Genomic DNA, 22,207 nt, shown 5'->3' on the forward strand with positions numbered 1-22,207 from the left:
GCCCATGGCAACATTTCCTGCCGTTCCGGTTGGCGAAAACGCTCAAGGCCGCTGTTTAGCGAATGCGCACCCGGCTGCCGTCCTCAAGCTGTCGATCCGGGTGCCGCACTACCTGGTCGCCGGGCTCGAGTCCCTCCTGGATAACGGTATAGAAGCCGTTGCTTCGGCCAGTGGCAACCGTTGTCAGAATGGCCCGATCCTCCACCACCCGGAACACCTGGCTGTGGCCGTCGGTGCGGAAGACCGCCGATTCCGGTACCTGTACCACATCGTCGGCACGCCAGAGCAGAAACTCGGCGTCTACCCGATAACCATCACCAAGGCTTTGCCAGGCGCCCGGGGGGCTGACGAGATCGGCGACCACCTGAACCCGCCGCTCTTCCACGCCCAGAGCCGAGACGTCCTCAAAGCCCACCGGTTCCACCCGACGAACCACCGCCTCCAGAGGATCTCCGCCCCACCCGGTCAATCTTGCCGTCATACCCGGGCTGAGATTGACCGCGTCAAAACTGAGCACGTCAACCACCACCTCCAGGGCGCCGGGATCACCCAGCTCCAGGATGGCCTCACCGGCCTGAATCACCCCTTCGCTCTTCCGGACAACGGCCAACACCGACCCGTTCACGGGGGAACGCACCGGCACACGCTCCACCGAACCATTGCCGGATGCCCGGGCCGCCGACACGTCCAGTCGAGTCCGGGCCGCCGCCAGCTCATGGGCCATCACTTCTTCATCAAACCGGGCCGACCGCAGAATTGCCTGGGCCCTGTCCGCCGCAGCCCGGGCCTGCTGCAGACGCTCGTCAGACACGAAGTTCTCGGGGCTGAGCACCTGGAGTCGCGCCAGTTCCCGCGCAGCAAGGTCTGCCTCGGCCTGTGCGGCGGCCACTTTCTGGCGGGTGGAATTGAGTGCTGACCGGGCGGACTCGACCCTCGCCTCCGCCTCTGCCCGGCTGCGCGCATCGAGGGTTGCCGCTGGCATCGGGTCCACCTCGGTCAGCAGTTCGCCAGGAATCACCGGATCGCCCACCTCCAGCAATACCCGATGCAGATAGCCGGCCACCGGCGACGACACCAGGTACCGGTCCCGAACCCGGGTCCTGCCTTCTTCGGTGATGGTGACTTCCAGAGGCCCGCGGGTGACGGAGGCGAGATCCACCCACACCGGGTCCGGGCGCAAGGTGAATAGCAGCGTTGCCAGCGCCAGCCCCGCCAATAGGCCCCAGAACAGCCATTTACTCGATATCCGCGTTTTTCCCATGCCCCACTCCCTGATACACGGAGGTTTATTCCCGCGTTTTCAATACCGCGACCAGATCCAGCGCCCGCAGGCGCCGCCACGCTACCAGCCCCGACGCCAGGGCCGAAACCACCACAACCAGGGCAGAAACCGACAGCGTCTGGCCGGTGATAATCAAAGGCACCCGGTAGAGCTCGGTTTGCATGGCGGTGATGATCAGCACCGCCAGCCCCTGTCCCGCAAACCATCCGAGAGGAATGCCTACCACGATCAGCAGCGCCACTTCGCCCAACAGGATATGGGCGACTTCGTTATGGGTGTACCCCAGAACCCGCAAGCTCGCCAGCTCGCGCCCTTTCTCCGCCAGCGAAATCCGGATGGTATTGTAAACAACCCCGAAGGCAATGATTCCGCCCATCAGGCTGTTAAAGAAGGTGAACGTAAGAAAGGTTCGCGCCAGGGTGTCGTAGAAACTGTCCAGCATCGCCTGGCGTATGCTGATACCCAGAACGGCAGGCGTTTCCCGGAGGCGGTCGTAAACCGATGAGGCCAGCGCCGGCTCCAGATTGATCATGGCCTGATTAACCAGTGGCCCATCTCCCAGGATACGATTCAGCGCCTCCAGGCGCATGTAAGCGCCGACGCCCACAAACTCGCTGGAGATGCCGGTGACCGGTACCGCGACAGTCCTGCGGTCCCCCTCCAGCAGTTGTACCTGAATGCTTTCCCCCGGGCGGACACCGAGCTCGGCCGCCAGATAATCCGTCAGCAACAGTCCGGCCACCGGCAGAGTAACTGGCTGCAGGTTTTCATCGATCACAAATTGCAGTTGGGCCTGTGAAGGAATCCCAGTAATGGCGCTGCGCCACTGGCGGTGACCGAACACAAGCCGCACCGGTACCACACGCCGGCCCTCCACGTAGCGGATGCCTGGCTGTCGCTGAAGACCAAAAAGCGCACTGGCATTGACCGGATCAATGAAGGCAGCGGCGAGATCCTGCTGCTGGACCCGAGCAAACTGCGTGTGCACCATGACCGAGACCGAATCAAACTGGAAATTACCCACCAGCACGATGGCCGTGGCCATGGCGATACCGCCAACCGACAACGCCGTCCGCCCCGGCCGGCGGGACAGTTGGCGCAGGATCATGCGCGATGGCTGGGAGAACCACGTCCGGCGCAACACGCGCTCCAGAACCGACAGATGGTACCGGGCCGGCCCCTCCGGTCGCATGGCTTCTGCGGGGGGCAATGCAGCTGCGTGGCGGATCGACCGCCAGGCGCCGCCCCAGGCAACCAGCAGGGTCAGGGCAGCGATCGCCAGCAGCCAGGCCGGCTGAATACGGAATAGCAACCCGGGAAACCGATAGTAATCCATATACAGCTCACCCAGGGCCCTGCCCAGCCAGAGACCCAGGACCATCCCCAGCAGCAGGCCCAGCACGGCAATGACCATAACCAGCTTGCTGTAATGCCAGGCAATCTCACGATTGCCGTAGCCAAAGGCCTTGAGCACGGCAATGATGTCCCGTTGGGTGCCGATCAGACGACCAATCACCACGTTCAGGAGAAACATGGCCACGGACATGAAGATCAGGGGAAACACCGTGGCCATGGTTTTCAGCTGGTTCAGCTCATCATTCAGGAACCGGTGAGAGAATTGGTCGGCGCGCCCGTAGGCTCCTGTGGTCCCGTAGGGTTCCAGGACCCGGTCGAGGGCATCGATCACAGTTTCAAGGGTATTACCCCGCCTGAGCGTCACAACGAGACTGTTTAACGCACCGTCCATGTCAAAAGCCGGAGCCAGCACGTCCCGGTTCATCCAGAGCACGCCAAAACGCTGGTAGTCCGGCAGCATGCCGCCCGGTGGCAGCACGTAAATGAACTCCGGAGACTCAACAATGCCGGTGAGCACCAGCTGCTGGCGGCGGCCATTGATGATTGCGAAAAAGCGGTCCCCCAGGGACAGCCGGTGAGCCTCGGCAAAGCTGCCAATGACGGCGACCTCTCGGGCCCGCCCCGCCTCCGGCAATCGGCCTTGCCGGATAAACAGGCGGTTGATTCCCGGTTGGCCAGTGGAGGGGACCGACACCAACCGCGCCGACACCGGATCGGAAAACCCCGGCATCTCCAGTTTGGCAGAGCCCTCCACCCGATCCTCCACCCGGGCCACCCCTGGCAGCCGCCGGATCTCCCTCAGCACGTTCAAAGGCGCCCGCTTTACCGACACGAATACCTCGGCAAACTGGTGCTGCTGGTAATAATCAGCGCGGGTCGCACTCAGGGAGGAATAGTTCACAAGAGACATCACGCACACAGCGACACCGCCGGCAATAACCAGGGCAATGGCCAGCACCTGACCGCGCATCTGCCAGAGTTCGCGCCTGAGCTTGATGTTCAGCGCCCTCTCCATCACCCCTCCCTCCCGGGCAATCTACCAGGACAGTGTTCGGGGGTTCTGGCGCTGTTCATTATGGTGCTCGCCACTGATCGTGCCGTCAGAGAGGGTGATCACCCGGTCAGCCATCGCTGCGATAGACGCGTTGTGGGTGATGATCACCGTAGTAGTGCCAGTCTCGCGGTTGGCTTTCTCCAGGGCCTCCAGTACCACCACACCCGTGGCCGAATCGAGTGCGCCTGTTGGCTCATCGCACAGCAGCACCGCCGGCCGTTTGGCAATGGCCCGCGCTATGGCAACACGCTGCTGCTCCCCGCCGGAGAGCTGGGCCGGGAAATGGTCCATACGGGACTGCAACCCCACGAGAGTCAGTGCTTCTTCGGGCGCCATGGGGCTGATGGAGATTTCCGTGACGGCAGCCACGTTCTCCAGGGCGGTAAGACTGGGAATCAGGTTGTAGAACTGGAACACGAAGCCCACGTGTTGTCGACGGTAGCGGGTCAGCTCACGGTCGCCGGCCGTACTGAGATCCATGTCACGATAACGAACCTTGCCGGAGGTGGGCACGTCCAGCCCACCGAGTATGTTGAGCAGTGTGGACTTTCCCGAGCCGGACGCACCGAGCATGACCACCAGCTCACCACCATAAAGATCCAGGTCCACACCTCTGAGGGCATGCACCTCCAGTTCTCCCTGGCGGTAGATTTTGCTAAGCCCCCGAGTCTGGAAGACCGGTGGCTCCCTCCCGATCGACTCCCCCACTTTCCCAACCTTCCCTGGCACCATGAACGGCCTCAGTCGTCCGCGCAATCCACACAGACGGTGGTATAGGGAAGCACCTGCAGACGGCGCGGGTCAATCGGTTCACCGCAGGACTCACACTCGTCGCCCACGCCGTTTTCGATCCGCGCCAGGGCCCGTTCGATCTGGGCGAGCTCGGCCCGGGTCTCGGTTTCCAGCGAATCCACCACTTCGTCATTCTGGGTCTGGGTGGCCTGCTCCTCGAAGTCCTTGTCCAGGGCGCCGTCGGTGCGATGCTGGTGCGCCTCATAGCGGGACAGCCGGGCGGTAAGGTCTGCCCGCAGCGTCTCCAGTTCCGATTTCCGGTTCGTCATAGTGCCTCTCCTGTCGTCCGGGTAGTCCGGATAACCCATGTGCCTACAGTAAAGCATAAGCTGAACCCTGAATTGATGCCTGTCAAAAACGCGGCAACGGTCTGAGTCTCGCCCGAATACTGCCGTTATGGCACTATTGCGACAGCGTTATTTCCATTCCCGGCGGAGAATCACCTGATGTTGTACACCACGTTCGCGGCCATCGCGGCTGCCATGATCCTGTTTGCCTGGCTGGGGCTCAGGGCCCGGTTCGCCGACGGCGGCCTCGATGACTATGTCACCGCCCGGAACAGCCAGGGCGCCAGGGCTCTGGGGCTGTCGTTCCTCGCCTCGGGAATGGGCGGCTGGATCCTGTTTGCACCGCCCGAGGTAGGCGCACTGGTAGGCCCGGTGGCGTTGGCCGGCTATGCCCTCGGAGCAGCCCTGCCGTTCATCGTTTTCGCGTTCTGCGGTCCCGCCATCCGGCGCTTCCTGCCGCAGGGCCGTAGCATCGGAGAGTTTGCGGATGCCTGTTACGGGCGAGGCGTTCGCCACTATGTTTCCCTGATTTCCGTGCTTTACATGCTGTGCTTCCTGACCGCCGAACTCACCGCCATTGGCGCCATCACATCGCTGCTCTCAGGCGTTGATGGCGGGATCGTGGTCATCGGCGTTGCCGTCACCACCCTGATCTACACGGCCGTAGGTGGCCTCCGGGCAAGCATTGTCACCGATCAGTGGCAGGCGGTGTTGTTGATTGGCCTGCTGGCCATTGTCAGTGTCGTGGCCCTTGGCAAATTGCCAGACACGGCGCCGGCGGCCCTGCCGGACATTCCCACATCCTCCGCCCTGGGTGTTGCACTCACACTGGTGATTGCCGTAACCGCCGCCAACCTGTTCCATCAGGGCTACTGGCAGCGGCTGTGGTCGGCCCGGGATACTGATGCGCTCAGCCGGGGTGCATTGCTCGGCGGCGTCGTCACCATTGGCGTGGTAGCGGTGGTCGGTGGCCTCGGCATTATGGCCGCAATGAGCGGCGCCGATCTCGGCACCCCGCCCATTCCCTTTTTTGCACTGCTGTCCGATGCGCCGGCCTGGCTGGCATTGCCGGCCCTGATCCTGGCGATCACATTGGTGGCCTCATCCGTGGACACCCTTCAGAATGCCCTCGCCTCCCTGGCGGTAACGGAGAAACGAGGGTTGTCCATCATCAGCGCCCGCTGGTTTATCGTGCTGCTGATGATTCCGGTGGTTCTGGTGGCCTTGCAGGGCATTTCGGTGCTGCGCCTGTTCCTGATCGCCGACCTGCTGTGTGCCACGGCCATTCTGCCAGTGCTGATGGGGCTGTGGGGCCGGATGACCACCCGTGCCGCCATTCTGGGCTGCCTGGCAGGAGTCGCGGGTGCCATCCTGCCCGGCTGGATGGCCGGCGGTAGCCTCGCGACAGGGCTCCAGGCTGCCAGTTTCCCGGGGGGCATCCCGACGCTGATGCCGTTCGTTGGGGCGCTGGTGGGCTCCGGACTGGTCAGCGTTGTCTCGGCTGGCCTGTTCCCGAAGAAGCAATAACGGGCCCGGCCCGTCTCGTTGACATCCGCATAGTCACTGCCCTCAACCCGTGCGCGCCCCCTCTCCGGGGGGGGGCGGCTCCGGTCTCCCCCCTCCTACGCCCCCCTCCTCCCCCCGACTACGCCAACAAAAAGTAGCGCAGGAGGATGAACGGCAACGCCGCCGGCCGCAGTATGACTCAAGTCTAGTTGGGTAGTTTTCCTACCACTTTCAAGAAAAATAATCTTTACCGCCGGTTTAACAAGCGAGGCTACATGATCAAGAACCCGGACTGGTGGCGTGGCGCCGTCATCTACCAAGTTTATCCACGCAGTTTTTACGACTCCAACGGCGACGGCATCGGCGACCTACCGGGCGTCACCGCAAAGCTGGACTACATTGCCAGCCTGAACGTGGATGCCATCTGGCTATCGCCCTTCTTCACCTCGCCGATGAAGGACTTTGGCTACGACGTGTCTGACTACCGTAACGTGGACCCGATCTTCGGCACGCTTGAGGATTTCGACGAGCTGATCGCCGAGGCCCATAAGCGCGATCTGAAGATCATGATTGACCAGGTGCTGAGCCACTCGTCAGACCAGCACCCCTGGTTTGTCGAGAGCCGCGCCAGCCGGGACAACCCGAAAGCCGACTGGTACGTATGGGCCGATCCGAAAGCCGACGGCACGCCTCCGAACAACTGGCTGTCGGTATTCGGCGGTTCAGCCTGGGCCTGGGACAGCCGTCGCAAGCAGTATTATCTGCACAATTTTCTCACCAGCCAGCCAGACCTGAACTTCCACAACCCGGAGGTGCAGGCTCAGGTGCTGTCGGATGTGAAGTTCTGGCTGGATCGGGGCGTAGACGGCTTCCGCCTGGATGCCATCAACTTCTGTTTCCACGACACCCGGTTGCGAGACAACCCGGCCAGCAACGCGGTGGCCGAAGGCTCCATCGGTGTGCGCAAGGAAAACCCCTACGCCTACCAGTTCCACAAGTTCGACAAGACCCGGCCCGAGAACATCGATTTCCTGAAGCGCCTCCGGGCCCTGTTGGATGAGTACCCGGGCACCACCACCGTGGGTGAAATCGGCGACGATAACTCCCTGCAGACCATGGCCGACTACACCAGCGGCGGTGACAAGCTGCACATGGCCTATTCCTTCGACCTGCTTACCGAGCAGCATGGCGCCGAGTTTTTCCACAAAACCGTCAACACCATTGAGGGCAAGCTCACCGACGGCTGGCCCTGCTGGGCCATCGGTAACCACGATGTGGCCCGGGTTGCCACCCGCTGGAACGCCCAGTCCGAACAGCAGCTGAAGGCCTACATGGCCATGTTGCTCACCCTGCGTGGCAGCGTCTGCATCTATCAGGGCGAGGAGCTGGGGCTGACCGAAGCCGAACTGCGCTACGAAGACCTGGTGGATCCTTACGGCATCAATTTCTGGCCCGAATACAAGGGCCGCGATGGCTGCCGTACGCCCATGGTCTGGCATCACCAGGAGTCCCACGCAGGCTTCTCCGATGCACGGCCCTGGTTGCCGGTTTATGATGATCACTATAACGCCGCGGTGGCGATCCAGCACGCCGAAGACAATTCCGTGCTGGCCGCCTACCGGGCCTTCCTGGGCTGGCGGAAACAACAGCCGGTACTGCTGAAGGGCGACATTGAGTTCAGTAAAAGCCCGAAGAGCACGCTGGTCTACACCCGCAGCCTGGATGGCCAGACCCTGATGGTCGCCCTGAACCTCAGTGACAGCCCCATCACCATTGCCATGCCCGGCGCCGGCATCTCCGAGCCGGACACCCCGGATTTCGTGGGCGGCCAGTGGCACGGCAAAGAACTGACCCTCGGACCCTGGGGCGTGGACATCGCCCGGCTCTGAGACCTTATTGACCCAACAAGAAGACGAGAACTATGGCCAGCGTCACTTTACGCAACATCTGTAAAAGCTACGACGAAGCCCAGGTAACCCGAAACGTGAACCTGGACATCCAGGACGGAGAATTTGTGGTGTTTGTCGGGCCTTCGGGCTGTGGCAAATCCACACTGCTGCGAATGATCGCGGGGCTGGAAGACATTACCTCCGGCGACATGTACATCGGCAACGACCGGGTCAATGACCTGCCCCCGAAAGAACGGGAAGTGGGCATGGTGTTCCAGTCCTACGCCCTCTATCCGCACATGGACGTGGCCGAGAACATGGCCTTCGGCCTGAAACTGGCGAAAACCAACAAGGCAGAAATCGACCGGCGGGTGCGAGATGCCGCCAATCTGCTGCAGCTCGACAAACTCCTCGAGCGCAAGCCGAAGGACCTGTCCGGCGGCCAGCGCCAGCGGGTGGCCATTGGCCGCACCATCGTCCGTGAACCGGAAGTGTTCCTGTTCGACGAGCCTCTGTCGAATCTGGACGCCTCCCTGCGGGTGCAGATGCGCATTGAGATCTCGCGACTGCACAAGCGCCTTGGCGCCACCATGATCTACGTGACCCACGACCAGGTGGAAGCCATGACCATGGCCGACAAGATTGTCGCCCTGGACAACGGCTCTATCGCCCAGGTGGGCAAGCCCATGGAGCTCTATCATTACCCGGCAACCCGGTTCGTAGCGGGCTTCATTGGCTCTCCGAAGATGAACTTCATCGACTGCGCGGTGGCCGCTGCCAGTGCCCAGGCGGTCACCGTGGTACTGCCCGGCGATCACAGGCTGGAGCTCCCGGTAAACGGCAATGGGCTTACCGAAGGCGATACCGTCACCCTGGGCATCCGCCCCGAGCACCTCACCGAGGGCCAGGAAGCCGACATGTACCTGCAAGGCGAAGTGCACGTGGTAGAGCGGCTGGGTTACCAGACCCTCGTACACCTGGATGTGAACAACGTGGAAGGCGTGCTTACCATGCGCACCGATGGCAGCAACCCGGTGCAGGAAGGCACTCGCATGACCCTGGGAATGAACGCCAACAAGTGCCACCTGTTCCGCCAGGACGGCACCGCCTGCCCCCGCCTCTACCGCGAGCCCTGCATCGACTTCTGACCCTATCCCCGAGGGGCCGCCGGCCCCTCATTTTTTTCGATCTGTCGCCCCCCTTGAGGGGTTACTCCTTTGGCCGGTTCTGTCACGTACCGGCCTTTTTTATGGGCAAAAAAAAGCCCGGTCAGTTGGGGGGAAAGTAACCTGACCGGGTCGCGAAAGCTAACGCTGGAAGACGCCGTACTCGCGTAAGGGCCGCACGGGATCTTCCGCTGCGGCCCGGGAGGAGACTTCAGAGAAGCCCCGGGAACAACGACTGCGTCATCCCTTGACGCCACCGGCGGTGAGACCACCGACAATCCACTTCTGGCAGTAGAGGAAAATCACGGTAATGGGCAGGCCCGAGAGCACCGCTGCTGCCGCGAAGTCGCCCCACAGATAGTTCTGCTCATACAGGTATTGCTGGGCACCTACGGCGAGGGTCAGCTTGTCGGTGTCCACCAGCAGAATGGAGGCCATCGGGTATTCCATGATGGTCATGATGAACGCCAGGATGAACACCACCACCAGAATGGGCACGGACAAGGGCAACAGGATGTACCGGAACGCCTGCCAGGTGGTCGCGCCATCCACAATGGCCGCCTCCTCCAGGGAACGATCGATGGAATCGAAATAGCCCTTGATGGTCCAGATATGCAACGCCATGCCGCCGAGCGACGCCACGATCACGGCACCGTGGGTGTTCAGGCCCAGCCAGCTCACGTGGTTACCGATCTGGTCAAACAGGGCATACAGGGCCACCAGCGACAGCACCGGCGGGAACATCTGGAAGATGAGCATCGACTTGAGCACGAAGCCCTTGCCGGCGAACCGCATGCGGGCGAAGGCATAGGCACTGGTGGTGGACAGCGCCAGGATCAGCACCGCCGATATCACGGCAATCTTGATGGAGTTCCAGAGCCACAACAGCACCGGGAACGGTGGCTGTATGGTCACGCCATTCTCCCCCGTGTAGGGAATGCCGAGCGCCAGATACCAGTGCTCAAGCGAGGGATTTTCCGGCAGCAGACTGCCGGAGGCGAAGTTACCACTGCGGAACGAGATGGAAATCACCATCAGCAGCGGAAACAGGATGATCGCGATGAACGCCAGCATCCCGAGGTGGGATGCCAGCACGCGGTATTTAGTGGAGCGGGGTTCAACCATGGCCATAGAAAGCTCCTTATACCTTGATCTTGGACAGCTTGAGATTGATCAGAGACAACGCCCCGACCACCAGGAAGATTGCGGTGGCAATGGCGGCAGCCAGACCAAAATTCTGCCCAGAGTCCTGGAACGCAATGCGGTAGGTGTAGCTCACCAGCAAGTCGGTGGTACCGGCCGGGGTGCTGGCACCGATGATATCCGGAGCGCCCCCGGTGAGCAGTGCAATCAGGACAAAGTTGTTGAAATTGAACGCGAAGCTGGCAATCAGCAACGGCATCAGCGGCTTGATGATCAGCGGCAGGGTAATATTGAACAGGTTGTTCACCGGCCCTGCCCCGTCCATGGCCGAGGCCTCGTACAGGTCCCGGGGGATGGCCTGCAGCAGACCCATGCACAGCAGCATCATGTAGGGGTAGCCCAGCCAGGTATTCACGATCAGGATCATGGTGCGGGCAAGCGCCGGATCGCTGAACCAGTCCGGGCGGATGCCGAACAGACCCTCCAGCACCAGGTTGATCTCGCCGAAGTTCTGATTGAACAGCCCCTTGAACACCAGTATCGAAATAAAGGCCGGTACCGCGTACGGCAGGATCAGCATGGTTCGATAAAAGCCCTTGCCACGGATCTGGTCCCATTGCAGCAGATTGGCGAGCAGCAGGCCCAGAGCCAGTGTAAACACAACGGTGGCCACCGCAAACGTCAGCGTCCAGACGAAGATCTGGAAAAACGGCCCACGGATCGACGGGTCAGTCACCACCTTGAGGTAGTTGTCCCAGCCGATATTCACCGTCCAGCCGGGTACCAGCTTTTCGCCGTCCGGGCTGACGTAGAATCCGATGTCGTGGTCGGGGAAATAGGTCACGCCGGTTTGCTGATTGGTCAGGGTGCCGTTTTCATGCAACGTGAACTGCGGATGGATGGCCGCAAAAGAGCGCAAAGAAGCCTGGCTGAGCTCCCGGTTGTCATCGGTGATCAGCTTCAGGCCCGCCAGCTCCTTGCGCAATTTGATGACATCGCGAATCTGAAGCGGCTGCCCCTCCGGAACCGAGGTCGCCGGAAACAGCGGAGCACGGGTTTCGCCGGCAGCCAGGTTGATCGGCGGGGTCACCAGGTTCTGGTGCTGACCTTCGAGGTACAACACGTAGCCTTCCGGCGTCTCGTAGGCATCGAAGTCGTAGCGTACGGATTCAGACTGGTAGCTGCGGCTTAACAGGTTGTCTTTCACCTGCTCGAAGCTCAGCAGGTTGCTGGCACTGTAGTTGGTAAAACCGATGCCCACCGTGTACATCAGTGGAAAGATTACGAACAGGCCCATGCCGGCAATGGCCGGAAATATGTAGCGGTGTGCGTAGAGCCTCTTGCTCACGAAAACCGCTACCGCAGAGGCGGTCAGCACCAGGAACAGCATGGCGAATACAAATTCACGCTGCACGTACAGGGCCAGGATCAGATAGAGCGCCGCGGCGACAAGTACCGCCAGCGCGCCCCACTTAAGAAAGACTCGGGTCATGGTAGGTCTGCTTTCAAAACCGGAGGAGGACAAGGTATCCGTTATCATTGTAGTCAGCCCGCTATAGACCGTCGCCACAGGGGCGACCGTCGGGTGTCACACAGGTCCGGGTGCCGCCAGCCGGATGACGCGCACCCGGCTGGCGATCAGGAGCCTATCAGCGGGTAATCCGCTGGGCCGCCGCGTTCAGGGCGTCTTCAACAGACTGGCGGCCAGAGGTGATGTTCTGCAGGGCCGGCCCCATGGACGACCAGAACGCACCCATGGCGGGAACGTTGGGCATGGGTTCACCCAGCTGGGCGTTCTCGAAGGTTGCCTTGATGTTCGGGTTCGAGGACAACTCCTCCATGAACGCCTTGTTGGCCACGGCCCCCAGAGGAACGTCGCTGTTGACCATCTTCAGGCCCTTTACCGACAGCGCATAGTTTTCCAGGAACTCAACGGCCAGGTCCTTGTTGGGGCTGGCGGAATTCAGCGTTGCCGCCATCACACCCACCATCGGCTTGCTGGGTTCGCCCGCCACCGTTGGCAGTGTGGCAACGCCAAAATCGATGCCGCTTTTCTCAAGGTTACCCCAGGCCCAGGGACCGTTAATCATCATTGCGGTCTCGCCCTTGTTGAAGCTGGCTTCCATGGCGCTGTAATCAGCACCGCGTGGCATCACGCCTTCCTCAATGAGCATGGTCAGAGTTTTCGCGCCCTTGATGGCACCCTCGGTGTTCACGCCGGTGTCGGAGACATCCACCGTGCCGTCGGCGTTCTCACCGAAGATGTAGCCGCCGGCAGCGGCCAGCATGGGCCAGGTGAAGTAGGTGTTGTTGTAGTCCCACAGGATGGCCCGTTTGCCGTCTTTGGCCAGTTCCTTGTGAATGGCGGGAATTTCTTCGAACGACGCCGGCGGCTCCGGCAGCAGATCCTTGTTGTAGATCAGGCCGATGGATTCCACGGCCATCGGGTAACCGTACTTCTTGCCGTCCACGGTAACGGCATCCCAGGTGAAATCGTAGTTGGCGTCGATGACCTCCTGGGAAGGCTTGATCTCGGAGATGATGCCACTCTGGGCCCACTCGCCGAATCGGTCATGGGCCCAGATAAAGATGTCGGGGCCGTTGCCGGTGGCGGCGGACTGCTGGAACTTGTCGGTTGCGCTGTCGGGATGGGCGACTTCGACCGGGATTCCGGTTTCCTCGGTAAACCAGTCACCCACCTGCTGCAGGCCATCGTATCCCTTGTCACCATTAATCCAGACAACCAGCTTGCCTTCCTCGATCTCGGCATGGGCCGGCGCAGCGGCGCCGAAGGTGGCAGCAATAACGGACGCGGCGAGGGTACTGCGGATAAAAGTTCGACGATTCATCAGGTCATTCCTCTGTGTGTTCTTGCCTTATTGTTGTTTTCCGGCCAGTCGCGAGGTGGTTGGGCCGGACCGAACGCAAAGGTTTCTTTTGCGAGTATTGGCACTGTGTGACAAATGTCGCGACTACGCATCACCCCTTATTTCAATCACCGAGGCGTAGTAGAGGGGAGTAGTCAGGCGTAGAAAATTCCGTCTACCACCCCGGGGCGGAGTCTGTTCAGATGGCACCCACAAGAATGAAAAACCGAACAGGAGCGCCCCCTATGCCACGCCTCATTCCCCAGTGCCTCAACCTCCGCCCCGGCCGTTACCGTCTGTACGCCGGCCTTGCGACTGCCCTGCTGGTTGCGGGTTGTGCCTCAGGTCCGGGCGCTGATGCACAAACCCCGATGCCGGTAGCAGGACCGCCTTCGGTCAATGATACCAAGGGATTCTGTGAGGCGACGTCAGCCGAAATGACGATTCCGGTGGGCTCAACCTTCCGGGACGGCACCCTGGTTCGCGATTTCTACACCGGACAAACCGCCAGGGTGAGCGGTGGCACGGTAACGTTAACCCCCGGTGCCAGTGCCGAGGGGCTGGTTCTGCTTGAAGAGGCTGAAGCCACCACCGGACAGTTCACCTGGGCCGGCGCCACCGTTTACTTTGCGGTAACCGACCGTTTTGCCAACGGCACCACCGGCAACGATCTCAACTACGGGCGGAAGCCGGATGGCAAAAAAGAGATAGGCACCTTCCATGGCGGCGACTTCGTCGGCCTCACCGAGAAGCTGGACTACCTCAAGTCCCTGGGAGTGAACGCACTCTGGATTACACCGCCGTTCGAGCAGATGCACGGCTGGGTCGGCGGCGGCGACCGTGGCGACTTCCAGCACTACGCCTACCATGGCTACTATGCCCTCGATTTCACCGTGCCAGACGCCAACTTCGGCACCCGGGAAGAGTTTCGGGCCCTGGTGAACGAAGCCCACGAACGCGGCATTCGCGTGGTGATGGACGTCGTCATGAACCACCCGGGTTACAGCACCCTGCAAGACATGCAGACCTTCGATTTTGGCTCGCTGTACCAGGGCTTCGAGAAGCACCTGCCGGAGCATTGGGGTGACTGGCGGCCGGAGTCCTGGGAGAATTTCCACGCCTACCATGCCTTTATCGATTACGACCACCCGGACTGGCGCCGCTGGTGGGGCAAGGACTGGGTTCGAGCCGGCATTGCCGATTACGATACGCCACCCAACGCCGCCATTGATGAAAAGCGCGGCTCCCTCGCCTTCCTGCCGGATTTCAAGACCGAAGCCAGCGAACCCGTGGATCTGCCAATCTTCCTGCAGAACAAGGAGACCTCACGCAGCACCAAGCTGGAGAACGCCACGGTCCGGGACTACCTGATTACCTGGCTGACCGACTGGGTACGGGAATTCGGCGTGGATGGCTTCCGGGTAGACACCGCCAAGCACGTGGAACCGGAGGCCTGGCTGGAACTCAAGCAGGCCGCCCAGGCAGCGCTGGACGACTATCGCAGCCGGAACCCGCAGGCCGCCCTGCCTGCCGAAGACTTCTGGATGGTGGCAGAAGTGTTCCCCCACTCCGTGCGCAAGAGTGCCTATTTCGATGCCGGATTCGACGCCGTCATCAACTTCGACCTGCAGGAAGAGGCCCGGGCCGGTGCTGCCTGCCTGCCGGCCATGGAACCGGTCTACAGCGACTACGCGCAGCGCCTGAACGGGAAGGACCCGTTCAACGTGCTGAGCTATATTTCCTCCCACGATACGAAACTGTTCAGCCAGATCGCCAACAACGACCCGGTATTGCAGAAGCGGGCCGCGGCTGCCCTGATGCTGACCCCCGGCGCGGTCCAGGTGTTCTACGGCGACGAATCCGGGCGCCCGTTCGGTGCGACCGGCTCGGACCCTCACCAGGGCACCCGCTCCGACATGAACTGGGCAGCCATTGAGAGCAAAGAGGTGAGCGACATCCTTCAGCACTGGCGAGCACTCGGGCAGTTCCGGGAGCGCCACCCGGCCGTGGGTGCCGGCAAACACGAGCTGATCAGCCAGCAGCCCTATGTGTTTTCAAGAACTCAGGGTGATGACAAGGTGATCATCGCCTTCGGACAGAAGTGAGCGACCATGAGCTATTCGGATTTCCTGGGGGAGACCCCTCTGATTGCCGGGATGATGCGTCTGCACGACCACCCTGATCTCTGTCGGCCCGCCGATCTCGCGGCCTGGATTGAGCAGCGCCTGGACGAAGGTGTGGATACCTTCGATCACGCCGATATCTATGGCGACGGGGAGTGCGAACGACTCTTCGGTGATGCGCTGGCGGCCGCGCCGGCGTTGCGAGACCGTCTGCGCATCATCACCAAGACCGGTATTGTGCCCGCCCACCGCGACTCTTCCGGTTGGCACACCAAGCACTACCGGGCCGAAGCCGACCACGTGACCGGGGCCATCGACGCTTCCCTGGCCCGCTTGAGGGTTGAACAGGTTGATACGTTCCTGATTCACCGGCCTGATCCGCTACTCGAGGCGGACGCGCTGTTGGCCTGCCTGGAGCGGGCGGTCAGCGCCGGCAAGATTCGCCATATTGGCGTCTCCAATTTTTTGCCTGAGCAGTGGCGCTGGCTCAAACAGAACACCGGATTGCCCCTGGTGTGCAACCAGAGCGAACTCTCACTGAGCCACACCGCCCCTCTGTTCGACGGCACCCTGGAAGCCCATCTGTGCGACGGTCTTCGGTGGCTGGCGTGGTCACCGCTGGCTGGCGGCACCTTGCCTGATGCCCTGCCTGCGCCCCTGCTGGAGGCCGTCCGGGCTGAAACCGGGCTGTGCGAAACCGGGCTTGCCATCGCCTGGCTGCGTCAGATTCCCGGAGCGCCTATACCAGTGCTGGGCTCGCTCCGTGCAGACCGGATGCAGGCAGCGCTCAAAGGCAGCAAGGCCCGGCTGCCGCGACCCCTGTGGTTTGCGCTGCTCGAAGCCATGCGCAAGATGCCGGTCGCGTGAAGGCTGGGACAGCGTTCACCAACCTACAAATTGTTACCCAAACTTCAACTTTAGTCCCATTGTTGCCTGGCTCCGGACTGCCGACACTTAGGCGCTCAACAAATAACCAAAAAAACCGGCGCCTTTGCCCTTTGGCGCTGCACGTCCGGAGGCCAACCCGAATGACCATCAGAAAAGTGCTCTTTTCTGCGTTCCTGCTGTTGCTCGCAACCACCACGGTGTCTGCCGAAACCCTGAAAATTGGACTCAATTACCCGCAAACCGGCCGCTATAAGGATCAGGGGTTGCAGCAGCGCCTTGGCGCCTTCCTGGCGGTGGACGAAATCAACAAGGCGGGCGGCATCCTGGGCCGTCAGGTGGAACTGGTTATCCGCAATACCCGTGGCGAGCCCGCCCGGGGCGCAAAGAACACCGCCGAGCTGATCGACCGTGAAGGCGTACAGATGGTGTTCGGTGGGGTTTCAAGCGCGGTCGCCATTGCCTCGGGCAAGGCCGCGCGTGACAGGGACCGGATTTATTTCGGTACCCTCACCTATTCCAACGCCACCACCGGCGCCGAGGGCCACTCCCACATGTTCCGGGAACCCTACAACGCCTGGATGACCGCCAAGGCACTCAGCCAGTACCTGACCACCAACCACGCCAACGATGATTATTTCTACATTACCGCCGACTACACCTGGGGCTGGTCGGTAGAGGAGTCCGTCCGCAAATTCTCGGGCACCGAGGACACCACCCGCCACCAGGGCGTAAAAACCCCCTTCCCCCGGGCCCTGATTACCGACTTCCGGGAGGCCCTGGAAAAAGCCGAGGCCAGCGGCGCCAAGGTGCTGATGATGGTGCTGTTTGGCGACGACATGGTTCGTGCGCTGAACGTTGCCTATGAAATGGGCCTGACCGAGAAAATGCAGATTGTGGTGCCCAACCTGACCCTGGGCATGGCCAGACAGGTAGGCCCCACCATCATGGAGGGCATCGTGGGTGGTTCGCCCTGGGTATGGAACCTGCCCTACGAGCGTAACTACCCGCGCGGCAAAGCGTTCGTGGAAGCCTTCTCGGAACGCTACGAGATGCGCCCGTCCACCGCGGCTGCCTCCGCCTACAGCATCGTGTACCAGTACAAGGACGCCGTAGAACGGGCAGGTACCACCAACACCGCCAGCGTGATCCGGGCCCTCGAAGGCCACCGCTACAGCTTCCTGAAAGACGAGCAGTACTGGCGCGCGTTTGACCACCAGAACGTGCAAACGGTCTACGTGGTCAAGATCAAGCCCCGGAATACCGTGGTGGCAGACGAATACAGCTCGGACTACTTCAGCATCATCGACTCCATGTCGGGCGACGAAGCCGCCCAGACACGGGAAGAGTGGGAAGCCAGACGCCGGGAGGCCGGCAAGCCGCTTCAGCTGTGAGGCCCCGAATCCGGGGCCGCCCGGTGTTCCCTGAGGACTGACCGCCGATTCGGTCAGTCTGTTTCACACTCCCCTTCAAGAATGCCGGACGCTTCTGCGAGCGCTCCGGCAATGGTTCCGAACTCATCGGCGTGCAGGGACGCGCCGCCGATCAGCCCGCCATCCACATCGGCCAGACTGAACAGCTCGTAGGCGTTGCCCGCCTTCACACTGCCCCCATAGATGATCCTGACGGTCTGGCTGATGTCCTCCGCGGCTTCCGGCGCGCTCCTGGCGAAGAACCGGCGGATTTGCTGGTGAACCGCCGACACCTGCTCCGGCGTGGCGGTGCGACCGGTGCCGATAGCCCATACTGGCTCGTAGGCCACGATACCGCTGGCCATGGCGGTCAGACCCACTTCGTCTATCACCGCCTGCAACTGCTGCTCAATGACCAGCGCAGTCTGGTCGGACTCACGCTCCTCCAGGGTTTCGCCAACACAGAGTACCGGAGTCAGTCCCACCGACTGCACCGAACGGTAGCGGGCCGCCACTTCCTGGTTGCTTTCGCCAAACAGGGCGCGACGCTCAGAGTGTCCCACCAGTGCGTAGCGACAGCCCATTTCCTGGAGCATGGTGGCGCTGACCTCCCCGGTATAGGCGCCCGAAACAAAGGCGGAGGCATTCTGGGCACCCAGCATGATGCCGGTATAGCCCAACAGATCCCGCACCTGGAAAAGATAGGGAAACGGCGGGCATACGGCCAGATCAATCGATTTCCGGAACATCCGTAGCCGGGGCAGCACCCGCACCATCAGTGCCTGGTTCGCCTGCAGGCTGCCGTTCATCTTCCAGTTTCCAATCAGGATGGGTTTTCTCATGACATCTCTCCGGGAAGCGGTATCAGGTATCGAGGGCACAGCGGATGGCACCAACGCCGGGGTAGAACGCGTGTGCGCCCAGGTCCTGCTCGATGCGCAACAGGCGGTTGTACTTGGCCACCCGGTCGGATCGGCACAGCGAGCCGGTCTTGATCTGACCGGACCTCGTGGCCACCGCCAGGTCGGAGATGAAGGTATCCTCGGTTTCCCCGCTGCGGTGGGAGATCACTGTGGTGTAGCCGGCATCCTGGGCCATGCCGATGGCGTCGAAGGTTTCCGTGAGGGTGCCGATCTGGTTGAATTTGATCAGTACGGAGTTTGCGATGCCCTTGCGGATGCCTTCCGAAATAATGGCGGTGTTGGTAACGAAGAGGTCGTCGCCAACCAGCTGCACCCGCTCCCCGAGTTTCTCTGTCAGCAGCTTCCAGCCGTCCCAGTCGCTCTCATCCATACCGTCCTCAATGGAGGCAATGGGGTAGCGCATGGCCAGGTCCAACAGATAATCCGAGAAGCCTTCGGAGGTGTACTGCTGGCCCGCGCCCTTCAGATGGTAATGGCCGTTCTCGAAAAATTCCGAGGCCGCGCAGTCCAGAGCCAGAACCACGTCTGAGCCGGGCCGGTAACCGGCTTTTTCCACGGCCGCCAGGATCAGGTCGAGGGCCTCCTCGCTGGAGCGAAGATCCGGTGCGAATCCGCCCTCGTCGCCCACCGCGGTAGACAACCCGTTCTTTCGAAGCAGGGATTTCAGGGCGTGGAAGGTCTCAACGCCCATACGGAGCGCTTCGCTGTAACTCGGCGCGCCCACCGGCTGGATCATGAATTCCTGGATATCAACATTGTTATCGGCGTGGGCGCCGCCATTGATGATGTTCATCATGGGCACCGGCAAAATGCTTGGCCCGTTGCAGCCGTAGAGTTCTGCCAGGTAACGGTAAAGCGGCTGCTGGCGGTAATTCGCCCCGGCATTGGCAATGGCCAGCGACACTGCCAGTATGGCGTTTGCCCCGAATCGCGCCTTGTTGGGGGTGCCATCCATTTCGCACATCAGTCGATCCATGACCAGCTGATCAAAAATCACACGGCCAGTCAGTGCCGGCGCAATCGTCTCATTAACGGCCTGCACCGCCTGCAGGACGCCCTTGCCGTTGTAGCGGCCGGCATCACCGTCACGCTTCTCCAGGGCCTCCCGGGTTCCGGTGGAAGCACCGGAGGGCACACGACCCTGCCCCAGGACGCCATTTCTCAGTTCAACGTCCACTTCCACTGTGGGGAATCCCCGGGAGTCCAGAATTTCCCGGGCCCTGATTGATTGAATGCGTTCCATAGTTATTCCTGCTACATCATTGTTGTTTTCGAACTAGTTATTTGTTTTACGAACATTTAAATCGATATTAATATTCGTAAACGAACATTATCAACCCAAAAAAGCCGCCGCTTCAGACCAGTTTGTTATATGCAAACAAACAATCCTTAGCGACGGTTTAACGCTCAGTGAATCCGGAAACGGGCCATCAGTGTTTCAATACTGGTAACCGAATCCTCCAGGCGATCGCAGGTGGTGACCAGCTCATCGATACTTTCCAGGCTCTGGGCCGCCTCGCTGCTGATGTCACCAACCTGCTGTGCCACAGACTGACTGACACTTTCCTGCTCATCCATACCATGGCGAATGTGCTCCGCGCCCTGTTGGATCCGGGCCATGGCCACGCCAATACGGTCAGCGTTTTCGGACACGCTCTCCATCACTTCCCGGACCGATCGCAACTGTTCCACACTGTGGTCCATCGACTGCACCGATTCCGACGCTTCACGCTGCAGATCCTCCACCAGGCCTCGAATGGTGTCCGTGCTTTCGGTTGTCTTCTGTGCCAGCCCCCGCACCTCATCGGCCACCACGGCAAACCCCCGCCCGGCCTCTCCGGCGCGGGCCGATTCGATGGCCGCGTTCAGCGCCAACAGATTGGTCTGGTTGGCAATGTCGTCGATGGCCTGGGTAATCCGGCCAATATCCAGCGACGCCTGCTCAAGCTGGCGCAGCTTTCTGGCGGTCTGTTCGGCCTGGTTTTCCAGACCCGCGACACAGTCCATGCCACGCTCAGCCGCTGACCGGTTATCGGCTACCTGCCCGTTGACCTCACCCACTAGTCCGTGGGTTTCCCGCACCGAGCCGGCCACCTCCCGGGCAGACGCCTCCATCTGGGTCATGGCAGCGGCGATGGCACCGAGCTCGTCAGACTGCGAGCGGATGTGCTCGTTGAAGTCCCGGGCAAAACGCGCATTGCCGGAGGCAATGATGGAGATGTCCGATCCGGCCTGCTGAAGACTGCCAAGCACGGTCGCCATCGCTTCAGACAGCTGATTGACCGATGCCTTAAGATGAATGAACTCGCCGCGCGCCGGAAAGTCCAGAGTTCGCGAGTAGTCGCCCTTCGCCATGGCCGCCAGGTGTTCCTGAGTGGCCTGAAGTGGACGACTGATCATCCGACCCAGCAGGAATGAGGTGATGACGGCGAGCACCATAACCGCCGGCAGCAAACCGTACACCATGGACTCCGAGCTGCGGGCCGTTTCATCGAGGGCGAACACCGAGGCACTGGCGCGTTCTGCAACATTTAACCCGGCGTCATCGAGAACCGAAGCCAGTTTCGACAGACTCTCCTCCGCTTGCGTGGCTGCCTGGTCTAATTCAAGGCGAGTCTGCCGATAGCCAGAGAACTGGCTGATGATGCCGCTCTGGTCGTTGACCGCAGACAGGAACGACTGAACCAACGCCGGCAGCGCTTCCAGCCGTGGAACCTCTTCCACCAGTGCCGAAATATCCTGCTCGATGGTCTGGGTATTGAATCTCAGGTTCTCAACGATAGCGCCCAGTTTGCGAGCATCTTCAGTACTCACCATCTGCATGATGAGCAGTTCGATGTTCGCCAGGTTTTCCATTACGGTTGTGAACAAATCTCGAATGTAAATGTCACGCCCTGCCGGTTCGGTTCCTTCCCTTACCAGCAAACGCTTGATTTCCGCATTATTGGCCAGGAATTCGCTCAGGCCGCTGTTTACCGACTCGGAAACTGCCAGTACCTGCCCCCGCAGTGAGACCAGCTGTTCCGACGCGGATCTCAGGGCGGCGAGTTCAGACAGGGCAAGAACCTTGGCGGACTGCAGCCTTTCCTCATTTTCGGAAAACTCGGACAGTCGCCTCTCCAGCGCGTCGAGCGCACCGGTCAGCTTTCTGGATCTGTCTTCCAGCGAGGACTGGTCTTCGGCAGAAGCAGTTTCAACGACGATTTTGCCGGCCTCTGACCGGTGGGCCTCCATTTCCTGAATCAATCGGCTTAGTGGGAACACATCCGATGTGAGTTTGTCCGTCGTTTCCGAGAAGGACGACATGATGCCGATATTGAATGCACCCCAGCACACAATGATCAGGCACAGCAGGCCAAAGCCCGCATACAAACGGTGGATCACGGAAATTTTTGTCATTGTTAGACCCCTTCCCGCCAGCGGGACGCTGAAGCGGGGAAAACGGCGGAAAAAGGGCCGGCAGGGTCACCCCGGGAGGGGCTTCCTTGAAATGCTTGAAAGGGGGGGAACTATAAGCAACCG

16 protein-coding genes are annotated in these 22,207 nt (G+C 61.1%); 6 read left to right on the forward strand and 10 right to left on the reverse strand.

The genetic code is table 11. The features are described from left to right. Positions 1–55: 55 nt before the first annotated feature. From BM344_RS03360 to BM344_RS03375, 4 genes are all read right to left on the reverse strand, one after another. Positions 56–1,261, reverse strand: a complete 1,206-nt coding sequence (locus BM344_RS03360; RefSeq protein WP_091986049.1) for an efflux RND transporter periplasmic adaptor subunit — start codon at positions 1,259–1,261, stop codon at positions 56–58. 25 nt (positions 1,262–1,286) lie between these two features. Further along, positions 1,287–3,653, reverse strand: coding sequence for an ABC transporter permease (locus BM344_RS03365; RefSeq protein WP_091986052.1), 2,367 nt, complete (start codon positions 3,651–3,653; stop codon positions 1,287–1,289). 21 nt (positions 3,654–3,674) lie between these two features. Next, on the reverse strand, positions 3,675–4,319 hold the full coding sequence (locus tag BM344_RS03370) for an ABC transporter ATP-binding protein (protein WP_228143543.1): 645 nt from the start codon (positions 4,317–4,319) through the stop codon (positions 3,675–3,677). Between the two features lie 113 nt (positions 4,320–4,432). Next, complete coding sequence (locus BM344_RS03375) at positions 4,433–4,753, reverse strand: TraR/DksA family transcriptional regulator (protein ID WP_091986056.1); 321 nt, start codon at positions 4,751–4,753, stop codon at positions 4,433–4,435. Between the two features lie 177 nt (positions 4,754–4,930). On the opposite strand from BM344_RS03375, the gene BM344_RS03380 reads away from it, so the two are divergent. From BM344_RS03380 to malK, 3 genes are all read left to right on the forward strand, one after another. Further along, on the forward strand, positions 4,931–6,298 hold the full coding sequence (locus tag BM344_RS03380; protein WP_091986057.1) for a sodium:solute symporter family transporter: 1,368 nt from the start codon (positions 4,931–4,933) through the stop codon (positions 6,296–6,298). 254 nt (positions 6,299–6,552) lie between these two features. Then, a complete protein-coding gene (locus BM344_RS03385; protein WP_091986060.1) occupies positions 6,553–8,166 on the forward strand; it encodes an alpha-glucosidase in 1,614 nt (537 codons plus the stop codon). A 32-nt stretch (positions 8,167–8,198) separates the two neighbouring features. After that, a complete protein-coding gene (gene malK / locus BM344_RS03390) occupies positions 8,199–9,314 on the forward strand; it encodes a maltose/maltodextrin ABC transporter ATP-binding protein MalK (RefSeq protein ID WP_091986061.1) in 1,116 nt (371 codons plus the stop codon). A 258-nt stretch (positions 9,315–9,572) separates the two neighbouring features. Here the strand turns inward: malK and malG are convergent, their stop codons facing one another. The 3 genes from malG to malE form a co-directional block, all read right to left on the reverse strand. Beyond that, positions 9,573–10,463 (reverse strand): maltose ABC transporter permease MalG, encoded by an 891-nt coding sequence (malG, locus tag BM344_RS03395; protein WP_091986064.1) that lies wholly within the window; start codon positions 10,461–10,463, stop codon positions 9,573–9,575. A 10-nt stretch (positions 10,464–10,473) separates the two neighbouring features. Further along, positions 10,474–11,967, reverse strand: a complete 1,494-nt coding sequence (gene malF, locus BM344_RS03400; protein ID WP_091986067.1) for a maltose ABC transporter permease MalF — start codon at positions 11,965–11,967, stop codon at positions 10,474–10,476. A gap of 157 nt (positions 11,968–12,124) precedes the next feature. Next, positions 12,125–13,324: a maltose/maltodextrin ABC transporter substrate-binding protein MalE gene (gene malE / locus BM344_RS03405; protein WP_091986069.1), complete on the reverse strand. Its 1,200-nt coding sequence runs from the start codon at positions 13,322–13,324 to the stop codon at positions 12,125–12,127. 263 nt (positions 13,325–13,587) lie between these two features. On the opposite strand from malE, the gene BM344_RS03410 reads away from it, so the two are divergent. The 3 genes from BM344_RS03410 to BM344_RS03420 all read left to right on the forward strand — a co-directional run bounded on the left by BM344_RS03410 (position 13,588) and on the right by BM344_RS03420 (position 17,744). Next, positions 13,588–15,447 carry an alpha-amylase gene (locus BM344_RS03410; protein WP_091986072.1) on the forward strand — a complete coding sequence of 620 codons (1,860 nt, stop codon included), beginning with the start codon at positions 13,588–13,590 and terminating at the stop codon, positions 15,445–15,447. A 6-nt stretch (positions 15,448–15,453) separates the two neighbouring features. Further along, complete coding sequence (locus tag BM344_RS03415) at positions 15,454–16,332, forward strand: aldo/keto reductase (RefSeq protein ID WP_228143544.1); 879 nt, start codon at positions 15,454–15,456, stop codon at positions 16,330–16,332. A gap of 161 nt (positions 16,333–16,493) precedes the next feature. Next, positions 16,494–17,744, forward strand: a complete 1,251-nt coding sequence (locus BM344_RS03420; protein ID WP_091986075.1) for a substrate-binding protein — start codon at positions 16,494–16,496, stop codon at positions 17,742–17,744. Between the two features lie 53 nt (positions 17,745–17,797). On the opposite strand, the gene tpiA is transcribed toward BM344_RS03420, so the two are convergent. The 3 genes from tpiA to BM344_RS03435 form a co-directional block, all read right to left on the reverse strand. Then, complete coding sequence (gene tpiA / locus BM344_RS03425) at positions 17,798–18,604, reverse strand: triose-phosphate isomerase (RefSeq protein WP_091986076.1); 807 nt, start codon at positions 18,602–18,604, stop codon at positions 17,798–17,800. A 22-nt stretch (positions 18,605–18,626) separates the two neighbouring features. Next, positions 18,627–19,928, reverse strand: a complete 1,302-nt coding sequence (gene eno / locus BM344_RS03430) for a phosphopyruvate hydratase (protein WP_091986078.1) — start codon at positions 19,926–19,928, stop codon at positions 18,627–18,629. A 164-nt stretch (positions 19,929–20,092) separates the two neighbouring features. Continuing rightward, complete coding sequence (locus tag BM344_RS03435; protein WP_091986081.1) at positions 20,093–22,084, reverse strand: methyl-accepting chemotaxis protein; 1,992 nt, start codon at positions 22,082–22,084, stop codon at positions 20,093–20,095. Positions 22,085–22,207 lie beyond the last annotated feature (123 nt).

The organism is Marinobacter gudaonensis (assembly GCF_900115175.1).
GTDB lineage: Bacteria > Pseudomonadota > Gammaproteobacteria > Pseudomonadales > Oleiphilaceae > Marinobacter > Marinobacter gudaonensis.